Origin of the sequence: Luteibacter anthropi (genome assembly GCF_011759365.1) — a bacterium.
GTDB lineage: Bacteria > Pseudomonadota > Gammaproteobacteria > Xanthomonadales > Rhodanobacteraceae > Luteibacter > Luteibacter anthropi.
Genome location: NZ_JAARLZ010000006.1, coordinates 133,510 through 150,661, shown reverse-complemented (window position 1 = coordinate 150,661; position 17,152 = coordinate 133,510). Strand labels below are relative to the sequence as shown.

Below are 17,152 nucleotides of genomic sequence, written 5' to 3'. Positions count from 1 at the left end.
ATACATTCCGTCGATAATCTATCGGGTTACACCTCATGAGCTATGCCATCATCGGAGCAGGCGCCCTCGGGGGCGCCCTTGCCAAGCAATTTGCGCGCGGCAAGATTAAAGCCCTCATCACACATCGTCGCGGGCCAGCTTCGGTTCAAAGTGAACTGGAGGCGCTCGCTCCGATCGTGAATTCCGTGGACGTCACCGACGCGCTAGATGCCGAAGTGATCATCCTTGCGGTGCCGTTCGGAGCCATTGGTGATGTCGCTGAACTACGCAGTCATTGGGCCGACAAGATCATAGTGGATGCCACCAACGCGATCGACTTCCCAGGCTTCACGCCAATGGATCTTGGCGGTCGGCCATCCAGCCAGGTTGTGGCAGCGCAATTCAACGGCGCCAAGGTCGTCAAGGCTTTCAATACGCTACCCGCTCCAGTGCTCGCAGAAGATCCGAGCCTGCGTTATGGTCATCGCGTGATTTTCATTTCAGGTGACCATCACGATGCCAACATACAGGTTGCGTCGCTCGTTATCTCACTTGGCTTCAGCCCCATCATCCTGGGTCGTCTCGCCGAAGGTGGTTTGCTGCAGCAGTTCCGAGGCCCGCTTGGAAGGCATAGCCTGATCAAGCAACATTAAGCCGCCCTCTTCCTTGCCGTCGGTAATTCCGAAAATTGGCGCCGTGAATACAACGAGGAGCGGCCGGCAAGGGTGGATTTCACAAGTCCTTGCGAAGAAAAATGCGTGCTGTCCCCTCGGGGTGGCACGACACCTCACCAAACACGACCCAGCCATGGCGCCGATAGAATTCGGGCGCCTGGAACGTAATCGTGTACAGCACGGCCGAGCAACAACCACGGCGTCGACCTTCGGCCTCCATCGCTGCGAGCATTCGGCTGCCTAAACCACTCCCTCGCAAATGCGCCGGAAGATAGAAAAGATCGATAAAAAGCATGCCGAGCGAGGTGCGGCCGGTAACTCCGCCTTGCACCTGGCCTGTTTCAGGGTCGATAGCAAGGACGGCAAGTGGCTTTCGATCTGCGATGCCCGTAGACGCTATGTTGAACTCATCGAGTGCCCCGGAAATCTGCGCCAGGATATCCTCACCCGGATCGTCGGTAACGACGATATCGATATTCTCAGCCATTTATGGCTCCTCTTCCCAAGCCCGTATCCCGTTACTGTACCTGCGGCGCCGCGCTGCCTGCGGGGGAAGATAATGTCCGCGCCCCAGAATGGAGGCGGCAGGCGTTACGTCGCGCGCATGGCAGGTATCCACATCCCCACGCTTGCGCGGTAAGCACCGTACCCTGTTACCGTGGCGACGATACACGTCCCGAAAAACAGCTGTCGGAGCGCCGCGACCATGCACCAGCTGGTCGCGGCCATCTGCAACATATCGATCCGAACGGTGCGGGTGCGAGTAGTCGATTCCTGAGCGCTTATATCCATGCAAACTCCACTCAGGCTACGGGTAATACGGCGGACCGGGATGATTGCGTACCGGCGGATAGCCACATGGGAAGCGAAGCCTCAAAAGCCGTGACCATACGATGAAAACTACGGTCCACATCGACGGGAAGACCGAATCCGCCAAGCTCCTGAAGGGTAACGAATCCGTGCAGCGCCGAACGCAATGCTCGCAAGGCATCGATCGCATCGTCACCATCCAGGCCGTAGCCAGAGAACACGGAAAGAAAAATTCCGGCGAGTTCATTTGCCGCCGTGGTCATTTCCGTGTCCCCCGGAACGGGCGCCCGCTGCAGGGATGCATACCGGCCTGGATGTGCCCTGCCCCATTCTCGATAGGCTGAGCAAAGCGCAAGCACTGCATCACCGCGAGAGCGACCGATGGCAGCGCGGGAAAGCACGACGGCAAGTTCCGAAAGTGCTCTTAATGCGATGGAGCGATTCAGATGCTGGACACTGGAAATATGCTTGTACAAGGAAGGCTGGGCAACGCCCAGGCGTGCCGCCAGTGCCGATATCGTCACCGCTTCCAAACCGACGGCATCGGCAAACTGCCCGGCTTCCGATACGACGCGTTCGTGAGTGAGGCCAGCCCTAGGCACGGTGGGTCACCCTGTCTGCAAATCGCGCGATCATGTCACCAACCAGGGTCGGCTGCTGCGACTGCGGATAGTGTCCACTGTCCGCAACCATGACGACTTCGGCGGAAAGCGCCGTACCAGTCCAGGTCGCTTCGGCCTGCGGATCAGGGAAATCCGGGTCGAGTTCGCCCATCAGGACCAGTGCCGGTGCGGTGACCTTCGGCAGCGCCTCCTCTGCTGCCTTGTGACGTGTCCGGGTCGTGAGCGAAAGCGCTCGCGCGTAACCTGGCCGCTTCAATGCGGCCACGACCTTGCCGAGGTAGTCGGCAAAATCATCGGGTTTCGCGCCTGCGTAAAGCTTCGGCAGGAAGGCCTTCCATGTCGCCGCGGCCCACAGCGGTGCCATGGCAACTCGCATCACCGCACGCATGACCGGACTCACGCGGGGGTCGCGTACATAGCCTCCGATCAGCACCAGGCCGCTGACGAGTTCCGGACGCGTGGCCGCCACCAGCACCGCCGATCCCGCCGCCATCGAATTGCCGACGATCAGCGCCGGACCACCAAGCCGGGTGATGAGCGCAACCATGTCGGCCGCCGTGGCTTCGTCGCCATAAGCACTGAAGGTGGCGTCGCTATCGCCATGGCCGCGCAGATCCATCAGGACGACGCGATAACCCGCCTCCAGCAGCCGGGGGACGATCTTCCGGTAGCTCGAACGCAGCTCGCCCATGCCGGGCACACAAAGTATCAGAGGACCATCGCCAGCCACTTCATAGGCAATGCCGCCCTGGGCGGTATCGAGCCTCAGAAGCTGGGAGGTGTGACTGGAGCTGTTCATATCGGATGCCTTCATATAAGGAAATTCCATATTCCCCAAAAGCTATATAATATTCCCTTCATCGTCAATCCCAGCCATCTCGGAGTCATCGAGCCAACTGCTCCGACACGAAAAGCCTGGATAACCCAGGCCTCGACCCTGCCCGCTGTACCCAAAACGACCGCGGCGTATCATGAGGCCACACGACACATCGCAGGTGCCCCATGGTCTTCCGAGATCCTGATCCGGTTCGCGCGTCGATCGCCCCGAGAATCCGGTATGCCGGCGCAGTCGTCGGCATACTGGCCACATGCGGTGTCGTGCTGCTTCTGCCCTTCCTGCTCCACACTTGCGGCTTGCAGGTGTCGACCGCCTGGGGGTTGGGCAAGCTCGCCGCCCCTATCTGCCTCGTCGGCAGCATTCCCGGATTGCTGTTCGCTCGCCAGATCTTTCAGTGGGGCGGTTCATTCGGGCTGATTGGCTGAAGCCTCCCGGGACAGGCGTCACCTCAGATCGGGCACATTCCCGAGGCGCTGCAAGAGCACAGGCGCTCCGTATTCGCCCGTGGCCAGATCAGCCTGCTGACACCAGGCGATCACTCCGTCACACGTGGCGCCCAGGGTCTCAACACGATGCCGGGCCTGGTCGGCGCTGCCGCAGGCAAACCCGGGAAGTGCCGTGAAGCGACTCCGCTGGCCATCGGCGGCGCGAAATCCCTGGACGAAGTAAATGGTGTCCTGCATATGGCCTCCATCAGAAGGCGGCCATGCTGAAGTAGCGAGGTCTCATCCGTCGCGACTGTGCCAGCCAGGGCTTGCATGCTGTCGCGACTGTGCCAGCCAGGGCTTGCATGCTGTCGCACGCGAATGCTCCGCGATCTTCTTCAAACGCAGGTTATTGCCCCTGCCCGGAACCAGGCACCCGGCCGACAACGGGCCTGGGCGGGGGGAACGCCCCAATCATTAAACTTCTGTAATGGATTTTTTAACAAACAACATCAAAATGACACGAAAACAGCGATATGCTGCTGTCCACGGGCGCCCCAACCAAAATGACTTTCTGAGGCCATATGGTCCGTCAACTTGTGGTGCCCGCATGCCTTCTGGGCATGTCTCTGCCTGCCCTGGCCACATCCACCCTGACCGTAGGTGCCGATCGCTTCGATGCGACACCTGTAAAGCCCCCGCACAAAATGGGCCCCCTCTGCTGGCCTACCCAGTATTCCCGGGTAGGTCGGACGGACATCATTTCCGACTATAAAGGCCATCGGTTCCTCTTCAACAAGGGAGATGGCTGGAAGTCTTCGCATGTCACGCTCAAGGGCGCACATACCATTTACCCGGCGCCATGGGGTGGCTACATCACGGCGGATACGGAATCCAACGCGATCCTCTCGCTGGATTCACTGACGGCAGACCGCCCCAAAAGCATCAGCAACATCAACGGAAAGGCCCTCAACCGGCCTCATGACCTCGTGATCGATCCCGTCTCCAAGTATGTGTACCTGCTGGACGGCAGTCGTCGGTTGATCCGGTTCAAGAGCCTGTCAGGCCCGTTCGAGGAGATGAGCTTTCCGTTCGCCGACATGAACTACGCGCGCTCGTTGTCCCTGATGGAAGATCATGTCTACGTAGCCAATTCCAGCCGCGGAAGCATGATCCGCATCGATGATTTTGCCCACGCCAAGTACACCATCATCCACTCCCGTCGCAACGAGAACGATTATGCGGCTGGTGCATACGGCCTGAGCGGACTCGTCCTCAATAGTGTTACGAAGGCAAACGGCCGTTACTTCGCCACCAATTACTTCACGACATCGTATGCCCAGGGAAAAGACCCCGACGCCATGCGGCTTATCTCGTGGCGCTCCTGGAAGGATTTTCAGCGAGGCCGCTTCGAGGATCTCAGCCACCTCATTCCCCGGGGCCGGGTGCCGTACACCGTGTCGGTGTCTGGCCGGCGGCTGATGCTTACCTATTTCAACCACGAAAAGCCGTGCGATGGCGATGGCGCCATGGTGATCGACATGCGCCTGCCACTGGATAACGCGGTCAACTGATCTTTCACCATCGGACGTCGAAACGAAAAGTTTTCACCTATATGAAATTCATTTCACGTTCCGTCCGCATCTTGTGGATACTTGCCTCTCCTATGGTTGGTGCTTATTTTCCAGGCACGATGATGAGGAAGCCGGGCATGGGCGATACCTTGGCGACAATCGATCCGGCAAGGCCTCCCCTCAAGCTGGGGCGGGCCTTTCTCGAAGGGATCAAGACCCTGCGCAACGACCTGGGAAATGTTCGTTGTGCAGCGCCCCCGACCGACGAGAACGACCCGGTTGCAGAGCTGCATGCGCCCGTCCACGACGCACGCTGATCAATTAACGTGGCAGCAGTTGCGAAACCCAGTCGATGAAGACCCGGAGTTTCGCGCTGACATGACGATTGGGGGGAAAGGCGACGTACATGGGCATGGCATCGAGTCGCCAGTCCTCGAACAACGGCATCAGGTCGCCTCGCGTCACGGCTGCTTGCGCCATATACCCGGGTAGCCAGAGCACCCCCATGCCGGCCAGCCCGGCTTCAAGGTAAGCGTTGCCATCGTCCACTGAAAGCACGTACCGGCCATGTACCTTTACGTGCTCCTCCCCGCGATGCATGGCATAGGGAAAGGGCTTGCCGCTGCGAGCCCATCGAAACCCAACGATACGATGATGGGTGTCTTCCAGGTCCGTCGGATGCGCGGGCACGCCAGCGCGCACGAGATACGCTGGCGCTGCGAAGACGCCCAGTTGCAGGTCCCCAAGTCGCCTTGCCATCAGTGACTGATCGACAAGCTCACCACCACGTACCACGCAGTCGACACTCTCATCGATCAGGTCGACCATCCGGTCGCTGACGCCCAGGTCCAGCTGGATGTCTGGATAGCGCGCATGGAAGGCCGGCAGCGAGGGAATCAGGACCATGCGGGCCCATGGGCTTGGCACATCCACCCGAAGCCGACCGCGTGGCGACGTCGAAGCGCTGGAAAGACTGGTTTCTGCGTCGTCCAGATCGGCCAGCAGGCGCATGGCGCGCTCGTAGTACAAGGCGCCGTCGGCGGTGACATTCACCTTGCGCGTGGTGCGATTGAGCAGTTTTACGCGCAAACGCGCTTCCAGCTGTTGCACGAGCTGGGTCACCGTGGTCTTGCTCATGTGCAGGCTTTCGGCCGCACGGGTGAAACTGCCGGTGCCCACCACGCGGACGAAGGCCTGCATTGCGTCGAAACGATCCATCGGGCCTCCGGGTGTTTTCGATTGTCCGCATTCTACAAACGGTGATGGACAGAATTGCCTGTTTATCCCCTCCGGGCTGGCACCTAGATTGCCTTCATCGCCACAACCGGTCCGGATGCGGACCCATGAAGGAATACCCATGCAGCATCGCGACGTCGTCTTTCCCCTCGGCCGCCAGGCCCTCTATGAACGCAATCGTTACTCACCGGCCATCCGCTCCAACGGGTTTCTGTTTGTCTCCGGCCAGGTAGGCAGTCTGGAGGACGGTTCGCCCGAGCCGGAGCTGAAGGCCCAGGTACGGCTCGCCTTCGACAACCTCAATGCCATTCTTGAAGCTGCCGGTGGCTCGTTCGACGACGTGGTGGACGTGACCATCTTCATGGTCGATCCCCAGGACACCTTCCAGGCGATCTGGGACACCCTTCCGGCCTACTGGGGTGAAGCCCCCCACCCCACACTCACGGCGGTGGGCGTGACCTGGCTGTACGGCTTCCGCTTCGAGATCAAGGTGATTGCGCGGGTGCCGGGTGGCGACCACTGAGGACATGGTTCGTGCTGTCATCCACGCGGTCACGATGCGCCGTGCGCACGATGGCGGCGACGATGTCGTCGTGCAGCGCCACAGGCAGGTCGTGCCCCATGCCGTCGATCAGCATGAACTCCGCGCCGGGGATGGACGCCGCCGTATCGGCGCCGCACGCCGGCGGAATCAGCGGATCGGCGCTGCCGTGGATGACAAGGGTCGGCGCGCGGATAGCGGCATTCCCGGGGCGAAGATCGCCGGTCGCGGCAATCGCCGCGATCTGGCGTGCAAAACCCGCCGGATCATACGCACGACGAAGTTCTTCGCGCACGACGTTTCGATGAGCCTCTTCGTCGAACGATCGGTTCGTGCTTGCGATGCGCCTGGCGAAGGCACTGCTGTGCGCGAGATAACCTGCTTCGTCTTCCGATGGATGGGGCGCGGGACGCATCATCAAAGCCATGACGTCGGGCGCGGTCTGCGGCAACGAAGGATTGCCCGTGCTCGACATGATCGAGGTGAGCGAGCGGACGCGATCGGGCCGTGTTCCCGCCATGAGCTGGGCAATCATGCCGCCCATGGAACGGCCCACGACATGCGCTTTCTTGATCGACAGGCCATCGAGCAGCCCGATGGCATCGGCTGCCATATCGTGCAGTGTGTATGGCACGTCCGGACGTTTCCCCGCTGCCGCTGCGGCAGCGAGTGCTGCGAAATCGGGAACCGGATGCCGGGACAGATGCGTGGATAATCCTGCATCGCGATTGTCGAAGCGGATCACACGAAAACCCTTCCCGACAAGGCGCTCACAGAACGCATCACTCCAGCGGATCCTCTGCGCGCCAAGCCCGGAAATCAGCAGGATGGCTTCATTGTCTTCGGAACCGAAGCTGTCGTAGTCCAGGGTCATGCCATTGGTCGTCATGCCAGCCATGCGCCCTCTCCTTCCGTCAGGACGTTGTGTTCCATCGTGGTCATGGGCAGCAGGCGCGAGTCTTCGACGGCGGCCATGCGATGTCCCATGCCGGCGAGATAGGCCGGGTTGCCGGCGAAGGCGAGAAACGATTCCACGCTGCTCTGCTGCACCAGCATCACGAGATCCCAGCGCTCTTCCGAAGGGCCGATAAGGAAGTTGCCTCCCTTGCCGAGGAACAGCAGATCGCCACCACTCTCGTGAAGGAACGGCAAGGTGTGCCGGATGTAGCGATCAAAAGCTTCAGCGCCCGTGATCGCTTCCCGCGGTGCCAGGTGCGGATGCGCCGAATAGTCGGCGACCTGACGGAAACGCAGCAGGTTCAGCATGACGACACTGCCTTGCAGGCCGCGCATCACGAAGGCACGACCCGCTTCCTGGGTCGGTTCGAGGTAAGGGGAATTCATTCGCGTCTTGCTCCTTGGGACGGCGTGCCGCGTCGTGCGGCGACGGACGCAAATAATGCCCGGGTGAAATAATCTCGTCAATATCACCCGGGCAAATTTATCCCTAGTGGAAATCCCGCGAACGCACGTCCAGCGACGACAACATCGACGACATGTCGATCAGCCGGTGCGCCACGAGGTGGCACACCCCATCCACCTGCTGCCACTGCCCTTCCACGGCCAGCAGGCGCGCTTCCAGGTAGATCCGTCGCTGGCGTTCGGCCACCTGGCGCCAGACCACCACGTTCACCGGCCCGTACTCGTCTTCGAGGGTGATGAAGGTGACCCCGCTGGCCGTCTGCGGCCGTTGCCGCTGGGTGACCAGGCCGGCCATGCGCGCCCGCGCGCCATGCGGCCGGGCCAGCAACTGGCGGGAATCGGTGCAGCCCGCCGCGCTCAAGCGCGCACGTAGCTGGCGGACAGGATGCGGGCCGAGCGTCAGGCCCACGCGCGCGTAGTCGGCCAGCGTGTCCTCGGCCTGCGACGGTGGCGGCAAGGCGACCGGCGCTTCTTCCGGACTGGCATGCCCGAACAGCGGCAGCTGCGGCTCGATGCCGGCCATGGCCCAGCGGGCGCGATGCCGGTGCCCCGCAAGGCTGCGCAAGGCACCTGCTTCGGCAAGTGCCTCCTGGTGATGCCGGTCGAGTCCCGCACGCCCGCAAAGGTCGGCCATGTCCATGAAGGGATGCTGCGCGCGTGCCGTCGAAAGTCGCCGCGCCGCGTCTTCGCGGCAACCGCGCACCTGCCGCAGACCCAGTCGCAGTGCCAGGCCGCCCTTCGATGCCGGGTCGATTTCCAGCGTGTTGTCCCAGTCACTGTGGCGCACGTCCACCGCCCTCACCACGACGCCATGGCGCTGTGCGTCCTGCACGATCTGGCTGGGGGCGTAGAAGCCCATGGGTTGGGCGTTGAGCAGGGCGCAGGCGAAAGCGGACGGTTCATGGCATTTGAGCCATGAGCTGGCATAGACGAGGCCGGCGAAGCTGGCGGCGTGGCTTTCGGGAAAGCCGTACGAACCGAAGCCCTTGATCTGTTCGAACAGGCGTGCGGCGAATGCTTCCGTGCAGCCGATTCGCAACAGGCCCTCGGTGATGCGGATGCGATGGGGTTCGAGACCGCCGTGGCGTTTCCATGCAGCCATGCAGCGGCGGAGGTTGTCGGCCTCATCGGGCGAATAACCGGCAGCCTGGATCGCCAGCTTCATGACCTGCTCCTGGAACAGGGGCACGCCAAGGGTTTTGGCAAATACCGACTTCAGTGCTTCGGCGTCCGCCGGGTAATCGATTTCCTCCTCGCCTCGCCGACGACGCAGATACGGATGCACCATGTCGCCCTGGATCGGGCCGGGACGCACAATCGCCACCTGGATCACCAGGTCGTAGAACTCCTTCGGCTTCAGGCGCGGAAGCATCGCCATCTGTGCACGGCTTTCGATCTGGAATACGCCGATGGTGTCGGCTTTCTGGATCATCGCGTAGGTGGCTTTGTCCTCTTGCGGAATGGTGGCCAGCGTCAGATCGTGTTTGCCATGCGCACGCAGCAGATCAAGACACTTGCGAATGCAGGTGAGCATGCCCAGCGCAAGACAATCGACCTTGAGCAGTCCCATCTCATCGAGATCGTCCTTGTCCCACTGGATGATCGTGCGATCGGGCATGGCCGCATTTTCCACGGGCACCAGGCGTGACAGCGGCTGGTCGCAGATGACGAAACCGCCCACGTGCTGCGAGAGGTGGCGGGGAAAATCCAGCAGCTCGGCGGTCAGGATGAGTACCGTACGGATCAGGGGGCTTTGCGGATCGAAACCACGCTCGCGCAGTTGCTCGTCGAGCCGGGTTTCGCCATCCCACCAGGTACACACCTTCGCCAGCAGGTCGACCTGATCCGGCGGCAGGCCCATCACGCGGGCCACGTCGCGCACGGCGCTCTTGCTGCGATAGCTGATCACCGTCGCCGCCAGGGCCGCGCGTTCGCGGCCGTATTTTTCGTAGATGTGCTGGATGACTTCCTCACGCCGCTCGTGCTCGAAATCGATGTCGATGTCCGGCGGCTCCTTGCGCTCGCGCGAGATGAATCGCTCGGTCAGCAAGTCGAAGTTGGCCGGATCGACGGCGGTGACGCCCAGGGCATAACAGACGGCCGAGTTGGCTGCCGAACCGCGGCCCTGGCAGAGAATGTCCCTGTCCCTGGCGAACCGAACGATTTCCTCGACAGTAAGAAAATAAGACTCGTATTTCAGATACTCCACGAGGGCCAGCTCGCTTTCGATCTGCTTCCTGACTTTCGCCTCGATACCGTCGGGCCATCGCCGCTTGATGCCTTCCTCCGTGAGATGGCGAAGCCAGCTGGTAGCGGTATATCCCTGCGGCACGAGTTCGGCCGGGTAGCTGTATTTCAGCTCGCCCAGATCGAACTGGCAGCGTGCCGCCAGCCGGAGGCTTTCTTCCATGAGGTGTCCGGGATAGATCCCGGCCAGTGCCTCTAGCGTGCGCAGATGCCGCTCGCCATTGCGAAACAGCAGGTTTCCCGCTTCCGCCACCGTCTTGTGGTGACGGATCGCCGTGAGCACATCCTGCAGGGCACGCCGGCCACGCACATGCATATGGACATCGCCTGCCGCGACCGTGCGAATGCCCATGGAAGAAGCCAGCGACTCCAGCTCACTCAGGCGACGTGCATCATCGGGACCACGATGCAGTTCCACGGCCATCCACAGGCGCTCGCCGAACAACGAACGAAGCCAACGGGCCTGTTCGCGATCGGGCACCGTATCGGGGAGCCATAGCGCCAGGGTTCCGGGCATGCCGTCTTGCAGGTCTTTCCGGAACAGCCGGTAATCACCCTTCTCCGCCGCACGCCGCCCCTGCGTGATCAGCGAACACAGTGCGATATAACCCTCGATGGTTTCGCACAGCAGGACGACGCGCGGCCCGTCCAGAAGGCGGAATTCCGCACCGACGATGAGTTTTATCCCTGTCTCCCGCGACGCCTTGCGCGCCCGCACGATACCCGCCAGCGAACATTCGTCGGTGATGGCCAGCGCGGTATAGCCGCATTCTTTCGCACGCTCGAATAGTTCGCTTGCGCTGGAAGCCCCTCGCTGGAACGAGAAATTCGACAGGCAATGCAGTTCGGCATAGGCACTCATGCAAACCACCCGTGCAGCATCCAGCGCCCCGGCTCGTCCGGCGCACGGTATACCCATGCACGCTGACCCTGTGCGGTACGCACGACGTAGTAATCGCGACGAATGTCGCCGTCCCACCAGCCGGTTTCCAGCCGTTCGGGGCCGCAGATGACAGCCGAGGGCGCATCGCGCAGCGGTATCGGGTGATCGAGCAGCCAGGTAGGCCGTGGCGATGTCTCGGGCGTTGGCACAGGCGCCGTGGGTTCACGCGCCTGTGCATATTCCGGGCGCGGATCGACGGTGCGACCCAGCCGGTAGATCGCTTTTTCCCCAAGACGCGCAAGCAATCGTCCGCGCAACTGATCCAGCGGCATGGCGTTTGCCGGGCGCGTGTCGAACAGGTCGCGCCCTCCGGGGACAAAGGGCGGCAGTTCGCTGGCGATCAGTCGCATCGCCACCACGGATGACGGCAGCGCCTGGCGTTCCAGTCGCTCACGTGCGCAGTCGAACAGCAGGCGTGCATCGCGCTCGGCGGCGAGCAGGCCCACGGGCATGCAGGTCGGGGGTCCGCTGCGATGTTCCAGTTCCACCACGAAACGTTGCACGCCGCCATCGCGACCGGCGAGATACGCCGCCAGGTCGCCGGTGAGGCGGCGCAACGGAAACACCAGGGCTCCCGACTGCTCCACCTCGTGGGCCCACTCCATGCGCAGGTCCAGGCTGTCGGGTGGACGGAAGCTTTCCAGCGTCGCGGGTGCGTCGCCGACCAGTGCATCCATGTAGTCGAGCAGCATCGCACCGAAGCGCCGCTGCAATCCCGCTCGCGGCAGGCCCATGAGCTGCCCGAACGTGCGCACGCCCATGGACGCCAGTGCATCGGCCGCGCCCTCGGGCAGGCGCGCACGCTGCAAGGGCATGGGCGCAAGCGTGCGCCGCAGCTCATCGACCGAGGTGACCGCCAGCCCGTCACGCACACCCGCAAGCACATGTGCCGCATGGGCGTTCGGGGCCAGCGTGATGCGATGACGAAAACCCTGGTCATCGAGACTGCGACGCAAGGCAGGCTCCATGTCCGCCCATTGCCCGAACAGTTTCAGGCTGCTGCCTGCTTCAAACACCACCGCATGGGGCAGCAAGGCGACATCGGAGCTGTAGCCGTAGGCCCAGGCGGCGAGCATGCGATGGGCACGCAGGGTCGCCGCAGGGTCGTATTCCACCATCTCGAATCGGTTGAGCAAGGCCTGCGCCGCGGACAGATGCTGCCCGCGGTACACGCCTGCCGCACGCGCGGACAGGTTTGCCGCGACCACGATGCGTCCGTTGGCCGGGCCGCCCACCAGCACGAGCGGTTCATCCGATGGCGGCCGGCCCCGAAGGACATCGTCCAGCGCCAGCTGCGGCAGCAATACACAGGCCCAGAGCATCGCGATGCCTCACGTCCAGCCGACGGGCACGGGAAATGCGGGCGCATTGCCGCCACGGCACTTGTGCACGCGCACCTGCGATGCCGCGCCGGGCATCAGTTCGAGGCGAAGCGCGGCGGGAGAGGCCTGCACGAGATGACGGCGATCACGAAAGGCAAAGGCCAGCGCCTTGCCGGTATCGGCCGCCACCTGCAAGCGACGCAACGCACGGTCGTCGGCCTGGAACGGCCACGCCAGCACCGCGGCGCAGCTGCCCGAGCGCAGGCATTGTTCCGTAGCCCATAGCGCGTCGCGCGCATCGGCCTGCACGATGTCCACCTTCGACATGCGCACGCCGCCGGCTTCCCATCCCGGCACATAGGGCGTGTAAGGCGGCGCGACCACCACCACGGTGCGCCCGGCCTGCGTATGCCTTGCCAGCGTGGGCAGCAGTAATTGCAGCTCGCCCACGCCATCGGCCGGCAGCAGGATTTCCGTCATGGCCGCCGCAGGCCAGCCACCCGCAGGCAGGATCGCGTCGAGCATCGCCCAGCCCGTGGGTTCGTCGCCGGTCGTTACGGGCGTGGCCGTGCCCTGCCAGACCTGCCGGCCTTCGATCAGGGAACGCAGTGCGACGACGCTGCCCATGGCGATTCAGCGCAGGCTGCGCAGGCAACGGGTGACGACACCCCAGATTTCCAGGGTTTCATCCTCGCGGAACACGATGGGCTTGAAGTGCGCGTTCTCGGGCAGCAGGGCCACCTTGCCCTCGATGCGGCCCAGACGCTTGATCGACAGTTCGCCATTGACGATGGCCACCACGATGTCCCCCTGCCGCGGCCGGAGTGCGCGATCAACCAGGACCTCGTCGTTATCGAAGATGCCTGCCCCGATCATCGACCAGCCGGACACCCGGATGATGAAGGTGCTGGGTTCGTGCCCGGGCAGCACCAGATGGGTGTTGAGATCCACGGCCTCGTCGGCATGGGCATCCGCCGCGCTGGGGATGCCGGCCGGCACGCGGCTGGTGAAGGCTGTGAGCGCCACCGTGGACGGGTCCAGCGACAACGGACGCGGCGCGTCCAGCGCCGGCGGCTTCCGATAGGCGTCGAGATAGGCCAGCACGGCCGGCACCTGGCTCTCGGGCACACGGATACGCTGGCTGGGCTCACCGACCGGACGGCCGGCGCCTGGGCGGGTTCCACCGTGGTCGGAGGGGGGCATGGGCAGCCATCTTGATTAGCGGGACGGAATTCAAGATACCACCGCTTCATCTCAGCGCGTGAGATATCGCCGAGCAGTGATCTGTAGGAGCGCGCCTTGCGCGCGACCGGCATCGCAATAATCCGGTCGCGCGCAAGGCGCGCTCCTACATGAGCCTGGCTTCCGTGCTCCGGCATGCAGGTTCATCGGGTGAGACGGCGCGGTGATAAAGTGGCTTCGTCACCCAGTCAGCCCTCGTCGCCATGTTCGATGCCCACGCCATCGCCGTCGTCTTCTCCGTCTACGTTGTCGGAGTGGTCATACCCGGCCCGAACTTCGTGGCCGTGGCGCACAAGGCCGCGTCCACGACGGTGCACGAAGCACTCGGTACCGTGCTGGGCATCGTGCTGGTGAACCTGTTCTGGGCCAGCTGCGCGATCCTGGGTATCGGCATCGTCTTTGCCACGTTTCCCTGGATCGCACTGGCAGTGAAGCTTTGCGGTGCCGCCTATCTGATCTGGTTCGGCGGGCGCCTGATCGCCCGCGCCGGCGCGCAGGCGGCCGTGACGGAAGGCTCGCGGACCGGCGGCATGCGCCGCGCGATCCGCGAAGGCATTGCCACGAACCTGGTCAATCCCAAGTCCATGGCATTTTTCGCAGCAGTCTTCGCCGCCGCTGCGCCGCCCCATGTCTCGCTGCCCACCTTCCTCGGCATGCTGGGCACGGTCTGCGTGGTGGCAACCACCTGGTACGCCCTCGTGGCGGTGCTTTTCGCCACACCGCGGGTCGCTGCCCGCTATCGCCAGCACAAGGCATGGATGGATCGCGCGTGCGGCTCGATCATTGTCGCGCTGGGCATCCGCCAGCTCGCCCGCTGAACCGGACAGCCAAAGACCTCAGGTCGATGCCGCCCGGGCCGGGAACCCCGTGCTGGTTTCGAATTCGGCGATGGGGCGGGAGGTTTCCGTGAGGGAGGACAACGGCACCCGCTCGGCCACGCCCATGAGGCGCACCCGCAGGGCGCTGATCTCGCGCACGCGCTCGGAGGCCTCGAAGGAATATTCGTCGGTCATCTCGAAAGCGGCAACCACGTCGCCCTCTGCACCCCGCATGATCCATGGGCGCCGGGCCGTGATGAGGCCCGCCTTCTGCAAGGCTTCGTAGATATCCAGCAGGATCGAGACGACCAGATCCGTGCGCCCCGGGAAGGGCCGGTAACCAACGATGATCGACGTGGCCATGCGCCTGCCCCGCATGATTGGATTCACCCGATTGTTCCGCTTACAGCGCCGACGTCAAGCCGAATCCTGGGCGGAATCGGCAAGCTTCGTCATTGCAGCTCGCGAACCACCCGGAAGCCCACGCGCGCGCTGCGCACATCGGCCGCGGCGCCCTGGCGATATGCCGATCGGACCATGTCGGGCGCACTACCCCAGGAGCCGCCACGGATCACGCGGCGGTTGCAGCCCGGGTTGACCCAGGCCTCGGCGTTGCGGGGGGCGCGGATGTAATTATCGTGCCAGCAGTCGGCCACCCACTCGGACACGTTGCCGCCCATGTCGTAGAGGCCGAACGGATTCACCGCAAAGCTCATGACCGGTGCAGGGCCCCAGTAGCCGTCCTTGTATCCGCTGAAGGCATTGCTCCAGCGACGTCCCGACGCCGAGCGGTCGTTGCCACCCGTGAGGTTTTCCACCTTCGACGTGGGCGTGCCGTCGCCCCACCAGTAACGCGTAGTGGTGCCTGCACGCAGTGCGTATTCGAATTCGGATTCGCTGGCCAGGCGGTATTTCTTGCCGGTGCGCTGCGACAGCCACTCGGCGTACGCCTTTGCGTCGTTCCACGACACGTTCACCACCGGCAGGCGTTCCTGACCCGGTTTGCCCGCGTAGTCGTCCTGCCAGGTGGCCGCGCTGTCGTCGCGAAGTCCGCCGCTGGCCTCGTCATAGACACTGCCGCCCTGAAGCGATTGCGACTGGGGCACATAGCCGCTCGCACGGACGAAATCGCGGAACTGGCCGATGGTGACGGAGCTGCGCGCCATCGCGAAGCCCTTGTCCACATCCACCTCGTGCAGGGGCGATTCGTTGGCATCGTGGCCGCGCTCGCCATCCGGGGAACCCATGAGGAACTTGCCGGTGGGCACCACCACCATGGGCGGCGCCTGGCCGTTGGTGTCCACGAAGCGGTCGACGAAGACCTGGCCCGGCTTGTAGCTCGCATAGACGCGGGCATTGGTGAGGCGTTCGTTGAAGTCGTCGATGCCGGCGACATCGGGGCTCACCTGCTGAGCCTTGGCGGCCAGCTGCTGGGCCAGCTCAAGGTTGCCGGAATCCAGCGCCGAACGGGCCTGGGCAAGCACGCCGCTGGCGTTCTGCCGACGCATGCCCTCCACACGACCCCGGGTGTCCTGCAAGGCCTGCGACTCGGGCTCGATGGTGGCAGCCTCGGCCAGCGCGGCATCGGCGGCGACAAAGTCATCCTGCGCCACGGCCGCCAGCGCCTTGTCGAGCACCGAGCGCTGCACCTGGGCCATGCCCTGCGTGGCGACGGCGTTGTCCGGATCCAGCTCCAGTACCTGGCGATACGTATCCAGCGCGCTGTCGCCACGCGGCTGGCTGGCCTTGCCGTCCTGCAGCTGCGAGGCGGCCTTGCCCAGCAGTGGCCGCACCTTGTCGAGCACGGCCAGCTTCTGTTGCAGGGGGCCGACGTCGCCGGCGCTGTCCGGCAGCGCCTTCAGCGCAGCCAGCGAGTCTCGCGCCGCATCACCGTCGCCCAGCACGATGTCCTGCTCGATCTCTGCCGCCAGCCGCCCGCGCACCTCATCCAGACCGGCACGGGCGCGCTGGCTGTCGTCCTTCTCCTTGAGCGCGGCGAGGAAGAGCGCGGAGGCGCTGTCCTTGCCACCGACGAGACGATCGGCCGCCAGCGCCTTGTCGGCGCGATCCAGCAGGGCCGTCAGTTCGGGCGAGTCGGGGGTTTTCTGGGCCGGCAGCGGGGCTTCGTTCGTCTTGCCGCGCTTGCGGGTCGCAATGACCGACGTGGAAGCCAGCATGATCGGCGGACCGGCATCCAGCTCGGACGCCATGGCGGGGGCCGCCGCCTGCGGACGCTGGTCGAAGCCCATGGTCGTGGCCTGTCCGCGCAAGGTGGAGCGCGGCGTGTTCTGGCTGGGCTGGACGTGCAGCAGCTGCGGAAAAAAGTGGTAGAACAGCGCGAACGCGAGCACGGCCACGCCCAGGGCACCACCAATGGCGCGCTGTCGGCGGACGGTCTCGGTATTGGGCATGGTGGGCTGTTCCGCGTGGGCCTGCTATCGTGCGCCGTCACCATAGG

Annotated in this window: 19 protein-coding genes; 6 read left to right on the top strand and 13 right to left on the bottom strand. The window is 63.7% G+C overall.

Annotated elements, in window-relative coordinates; all coding sequences use genetic code 11:
* Positions 1–35: 35 nt before the first annotated feature.
* Positions 36–632 (top strand): NADPH-dependent F420 reductase, encoded by a 597-nt coding sequence (locus HBF25_RS12490; RefSeq protein ID WP_166948886.1) that lies wholly within the window; start codon positions 36–38, stop codon positions 630–632.
* A 79-nt stretch (positions 633–711) separates the two neighbouring features.
* On the opposite strand, the gene HBF25_RS12485 is transcribed toward HBF25_RS12490, so the two are convergent.
* From HBF25_RS12485 to HBF25_RS12475, 3 genes are all read right to left on the bottom strand, one after another.
* Entirely contained in the window at positions 712–1,140 is a 429-nt protein-coding gene (locus HBF25_RS12485) for a GNAT family N-acetyltransferase (protein WP_166948884.1), read from the bottom strand.
* A 316-nt stretch (positions 1,141–1,456) separates the two neighbouring features.
* Entirely contained in the window at positions 1,457–2,065 is a 609-nt protein-coding gene (locus tag HBF25_RS12480) for a WHG domain-containing protein (RefSeq protein ID WP_166948882.1), read from the bottom strand.
* Positions 2,058–2,900, bottom strand: coding sequence for an alpha/beta fold hydrolase (locus HBF25_RS12475; RefSeq protein WP_208392556.1), 843 nt, complete (start codon positions 2,898–2,900; stop codon positions 2,058–2,060). Before HBF25_RS12475 ends, HBF25_RS12480 begins: the two co-directional genes overlap by 8 nt.
* 188 nt (positions 2,901–3,088) lie before the next feature.
* On the opposite strand from HBF25_RS12475, the gene HBF25_RS12470 reads away from it, so the two are divergent.
* On the top strand, positions 3,089–3,349 hold the full coding sequence (locus HBF25_RS12470; RefSeq protein ID WP_166948880.1) for a hypothetical protein: 261 nt from the start codon (positions 3,089–3,091) through the stop codon (positions 3,347–3,349).
* Between the two features lie 18 nt (positions 3,350–3,367).
* Here the strand turns inward: HBF25_RS12470 and HBF25_RS12465 are convergent, their stop codons facing one another.
* The gene (locus HBF25_RS12465; RefSeq protein ID WP_166948878.1) at positions 3,368–3,607 is read right to left on the bottom strand and encodes a hypothetical protein; all 240 of its coding nucleotides are present in this window, start codon (positions 3,605–3,607) and stop codon (positions 3,368–3,370) included.
* 365 nt (positions 3,608–3,972) lie between these two features.
* Here HBF25_RS12465 and HBF25_RS12460 point away from each other — a divergent pair, with 365 nt between their 5' ends.
* Together HBF25_RS12460 and HBF25_RS12455 are read left to right on the top strand one after the other, a co-directional pair.
* Positions 3,973–4,923 (top strand): hypothetical protein, encoded by a 951-nt coding sequence (locus tag HBF25_RS12460; RefSeq protein ID WP_166948876.1) that lies wholly within the window; start codon positions 3,973–3,975, stop codon positions 4,921–4,923.
* Between the two features lie 137 nt (positions 4,924–5,060).
* On the top strand, positions 5,061–5,240 hold the full coding sequence (locus tag HBF25_RS12455) for a hypothetical protein (protein ID WP_166948874.1): 180 nt from the start codon (positions 5,061–5,063) through the stop codon (positions 5,238–5,240).
* Positions 5,241–5,244: 4 nt separating this feature from the next.
* Here the strand turns inward: HBF25_RS12455 and HBF25_RS12450 are convergent, their stop codons facing one another.
* Positions 5,245–6,141: a LysR family transcriptional regulator gene (locus HBF25_RS12450; RefSeq protein WP_166948872.1), complete on the bottom strand. Its 897-nt coding sequence runs from the start codon at positions 6,139–6,141 to the stop codon at positions 5,245–5,247.
* Positions 6,142–6,280: 139 nt separating this feature from the next.
* Between HBF25_RS12450 and HBF25_RS12445 the strand changes: the two genes are divergently transcribed.
* Complete coding sequence (locus tag HBF25_RS12445) at positions 6,281–6,682, top strand: RidA family protein (RefSeq protein WP_166948870.1); 402 nt, start codon at positions 6,281–6,283, stop codon at positions 6,680–6,682.
* Here HBF25_RS12445 and HBF25_RS12440 read toward each other — a convergent pair.
* The 6 genes from HBF25_RS12440 to HBF25_RS12415 all read right to left on the bottom strand — a co-directional run bounded on the left by HBF25_RS12440 (position 6,645) and on the right by HBF25_RS12415 (position 13,837).
* Positions 6,645–7,598 carry an alpha/beta fold hydrolase gene (locus HBF25_RS12440; RefSeq protein WP_208392555.1) on the bottom strand — a complete coding sequence of 318 codons (954 nt, stop codon included), beginning with the start codon at positions 7,596–7,598 and terminating at the stop codon, positions 6,645–6,647. The genes HBF25_RS12445 and HBF25_RS12440 overlap by 38 nt on opposite strands.
* Positions 7,586–8,044 carry a DUF1330 domain-containing protein gene (locus HBF25_RS12435; protein ID WP_166948868.1) on the bottom strand — a complete coding sequence of 153 codons (459 nt, stop codon included), beginning with the start codon at positions 8,042–8,044 and terminating at the stop codon, positions 7,586–7,588. Before HBF25_RS12435 ends, HBF25_RS12440 begins: the two co-directional genes overlap by 13 nt.
* Positions 8,045–8,147: 103 nt before the next feature.
* On the bottom strand, positions 8,148–11,231 hold the full coding sequence (locus HBF25_RS12430; RefSeq protein ID WP_166948866.1) for an error-prone DNA polymerase: 3,084 nt from the start codon (positions 11,229–11,231) through the stop codon (positions 8,148–8,150).
* A complete protein-coding gene (locus HBF25_RS12425; protein WP_166948864.1) occupies positions 11,228–12,634 on the bottom strand; it encodes a Y-family DNA polymerase in 1,407 nt (468 codons plus the stop codon). Before HBF25_RS12425 ends, HBF25_RS12430 begins: the two co-directional genes overlap by 4 nt.
* A 9-nt stretch (positions 12,635–12,643) precedes the next feature.
* The gene (gene imuA, locus HBF25_RS12420) at positions 12,644–13,261 is read right to left on the bottom strand and encodes a translesion DNA synthesis-associated protein ImuA (RefSeq protein WP_166948862.1); all 618 of its coding nucleotides are present in this window, start codon (positions 13,259–13,261) and stop codon (positions 12,644–12,646) included.
* Positions 13,262–13,267: 6 nt separating this feature from the next.
* Positions 13,268–13,837: a LexA family protein gene (locus HBF25_RS12415; protein ID WP_208392554.1), complete on the bottom strand. Its 570-nt coding sequence runs from the start codon at positions 13,835–13,837 to the stop codon at positions 13,268–13,270.
* Between the two features lie 242 nt (positions 13,838–14,079).
* On the opposite strand from HBF25_RS12415, the gene HBF25_RS12410 reads away from it, so the two are divergent.
* Positions 14,080–14,694: a LysE family translocator gene (locus tag HBF25_RS12410; protein ID WP_166948860.1), complete on the top strand. Its 615-nt coding sequence runs from the start codon at positions 14,080–14,082 to the stop codon at positions 14,692–14,694.
* Between the two features lie 18 nt (positions 14,695–14,712).
* Here the strand turns inward: HBF25_RS12410 and HBF25_RS12405 are convergent, their stop codons facing one another.
* Positions 14,713–15,057 (bottom strand): hypothetical protein, encoded by a 345-nt coding sequence (locus HBF25_RS12405; protein ID WP_166948858.1) that lies wholly within the window; start codon positions 15,055–15,057, stop codon positions 14,713–14,715.
* A gap of 89 nt (positions 15,058–15,146) precedes the next feature.
* On the bottom strand, positions 15,147–17,105 hold the full coding sequence (locus HBF25_RS12400; protein WP_166948856.1) for a formylglycine-generating enzyme family protein: 1,959 nt from the start codon (positions 17,103–17,105) through the stop codon (positions 15,147–15,149).
* Positions 17,106–17,152 lie beyond the last annotated feature (47 nt).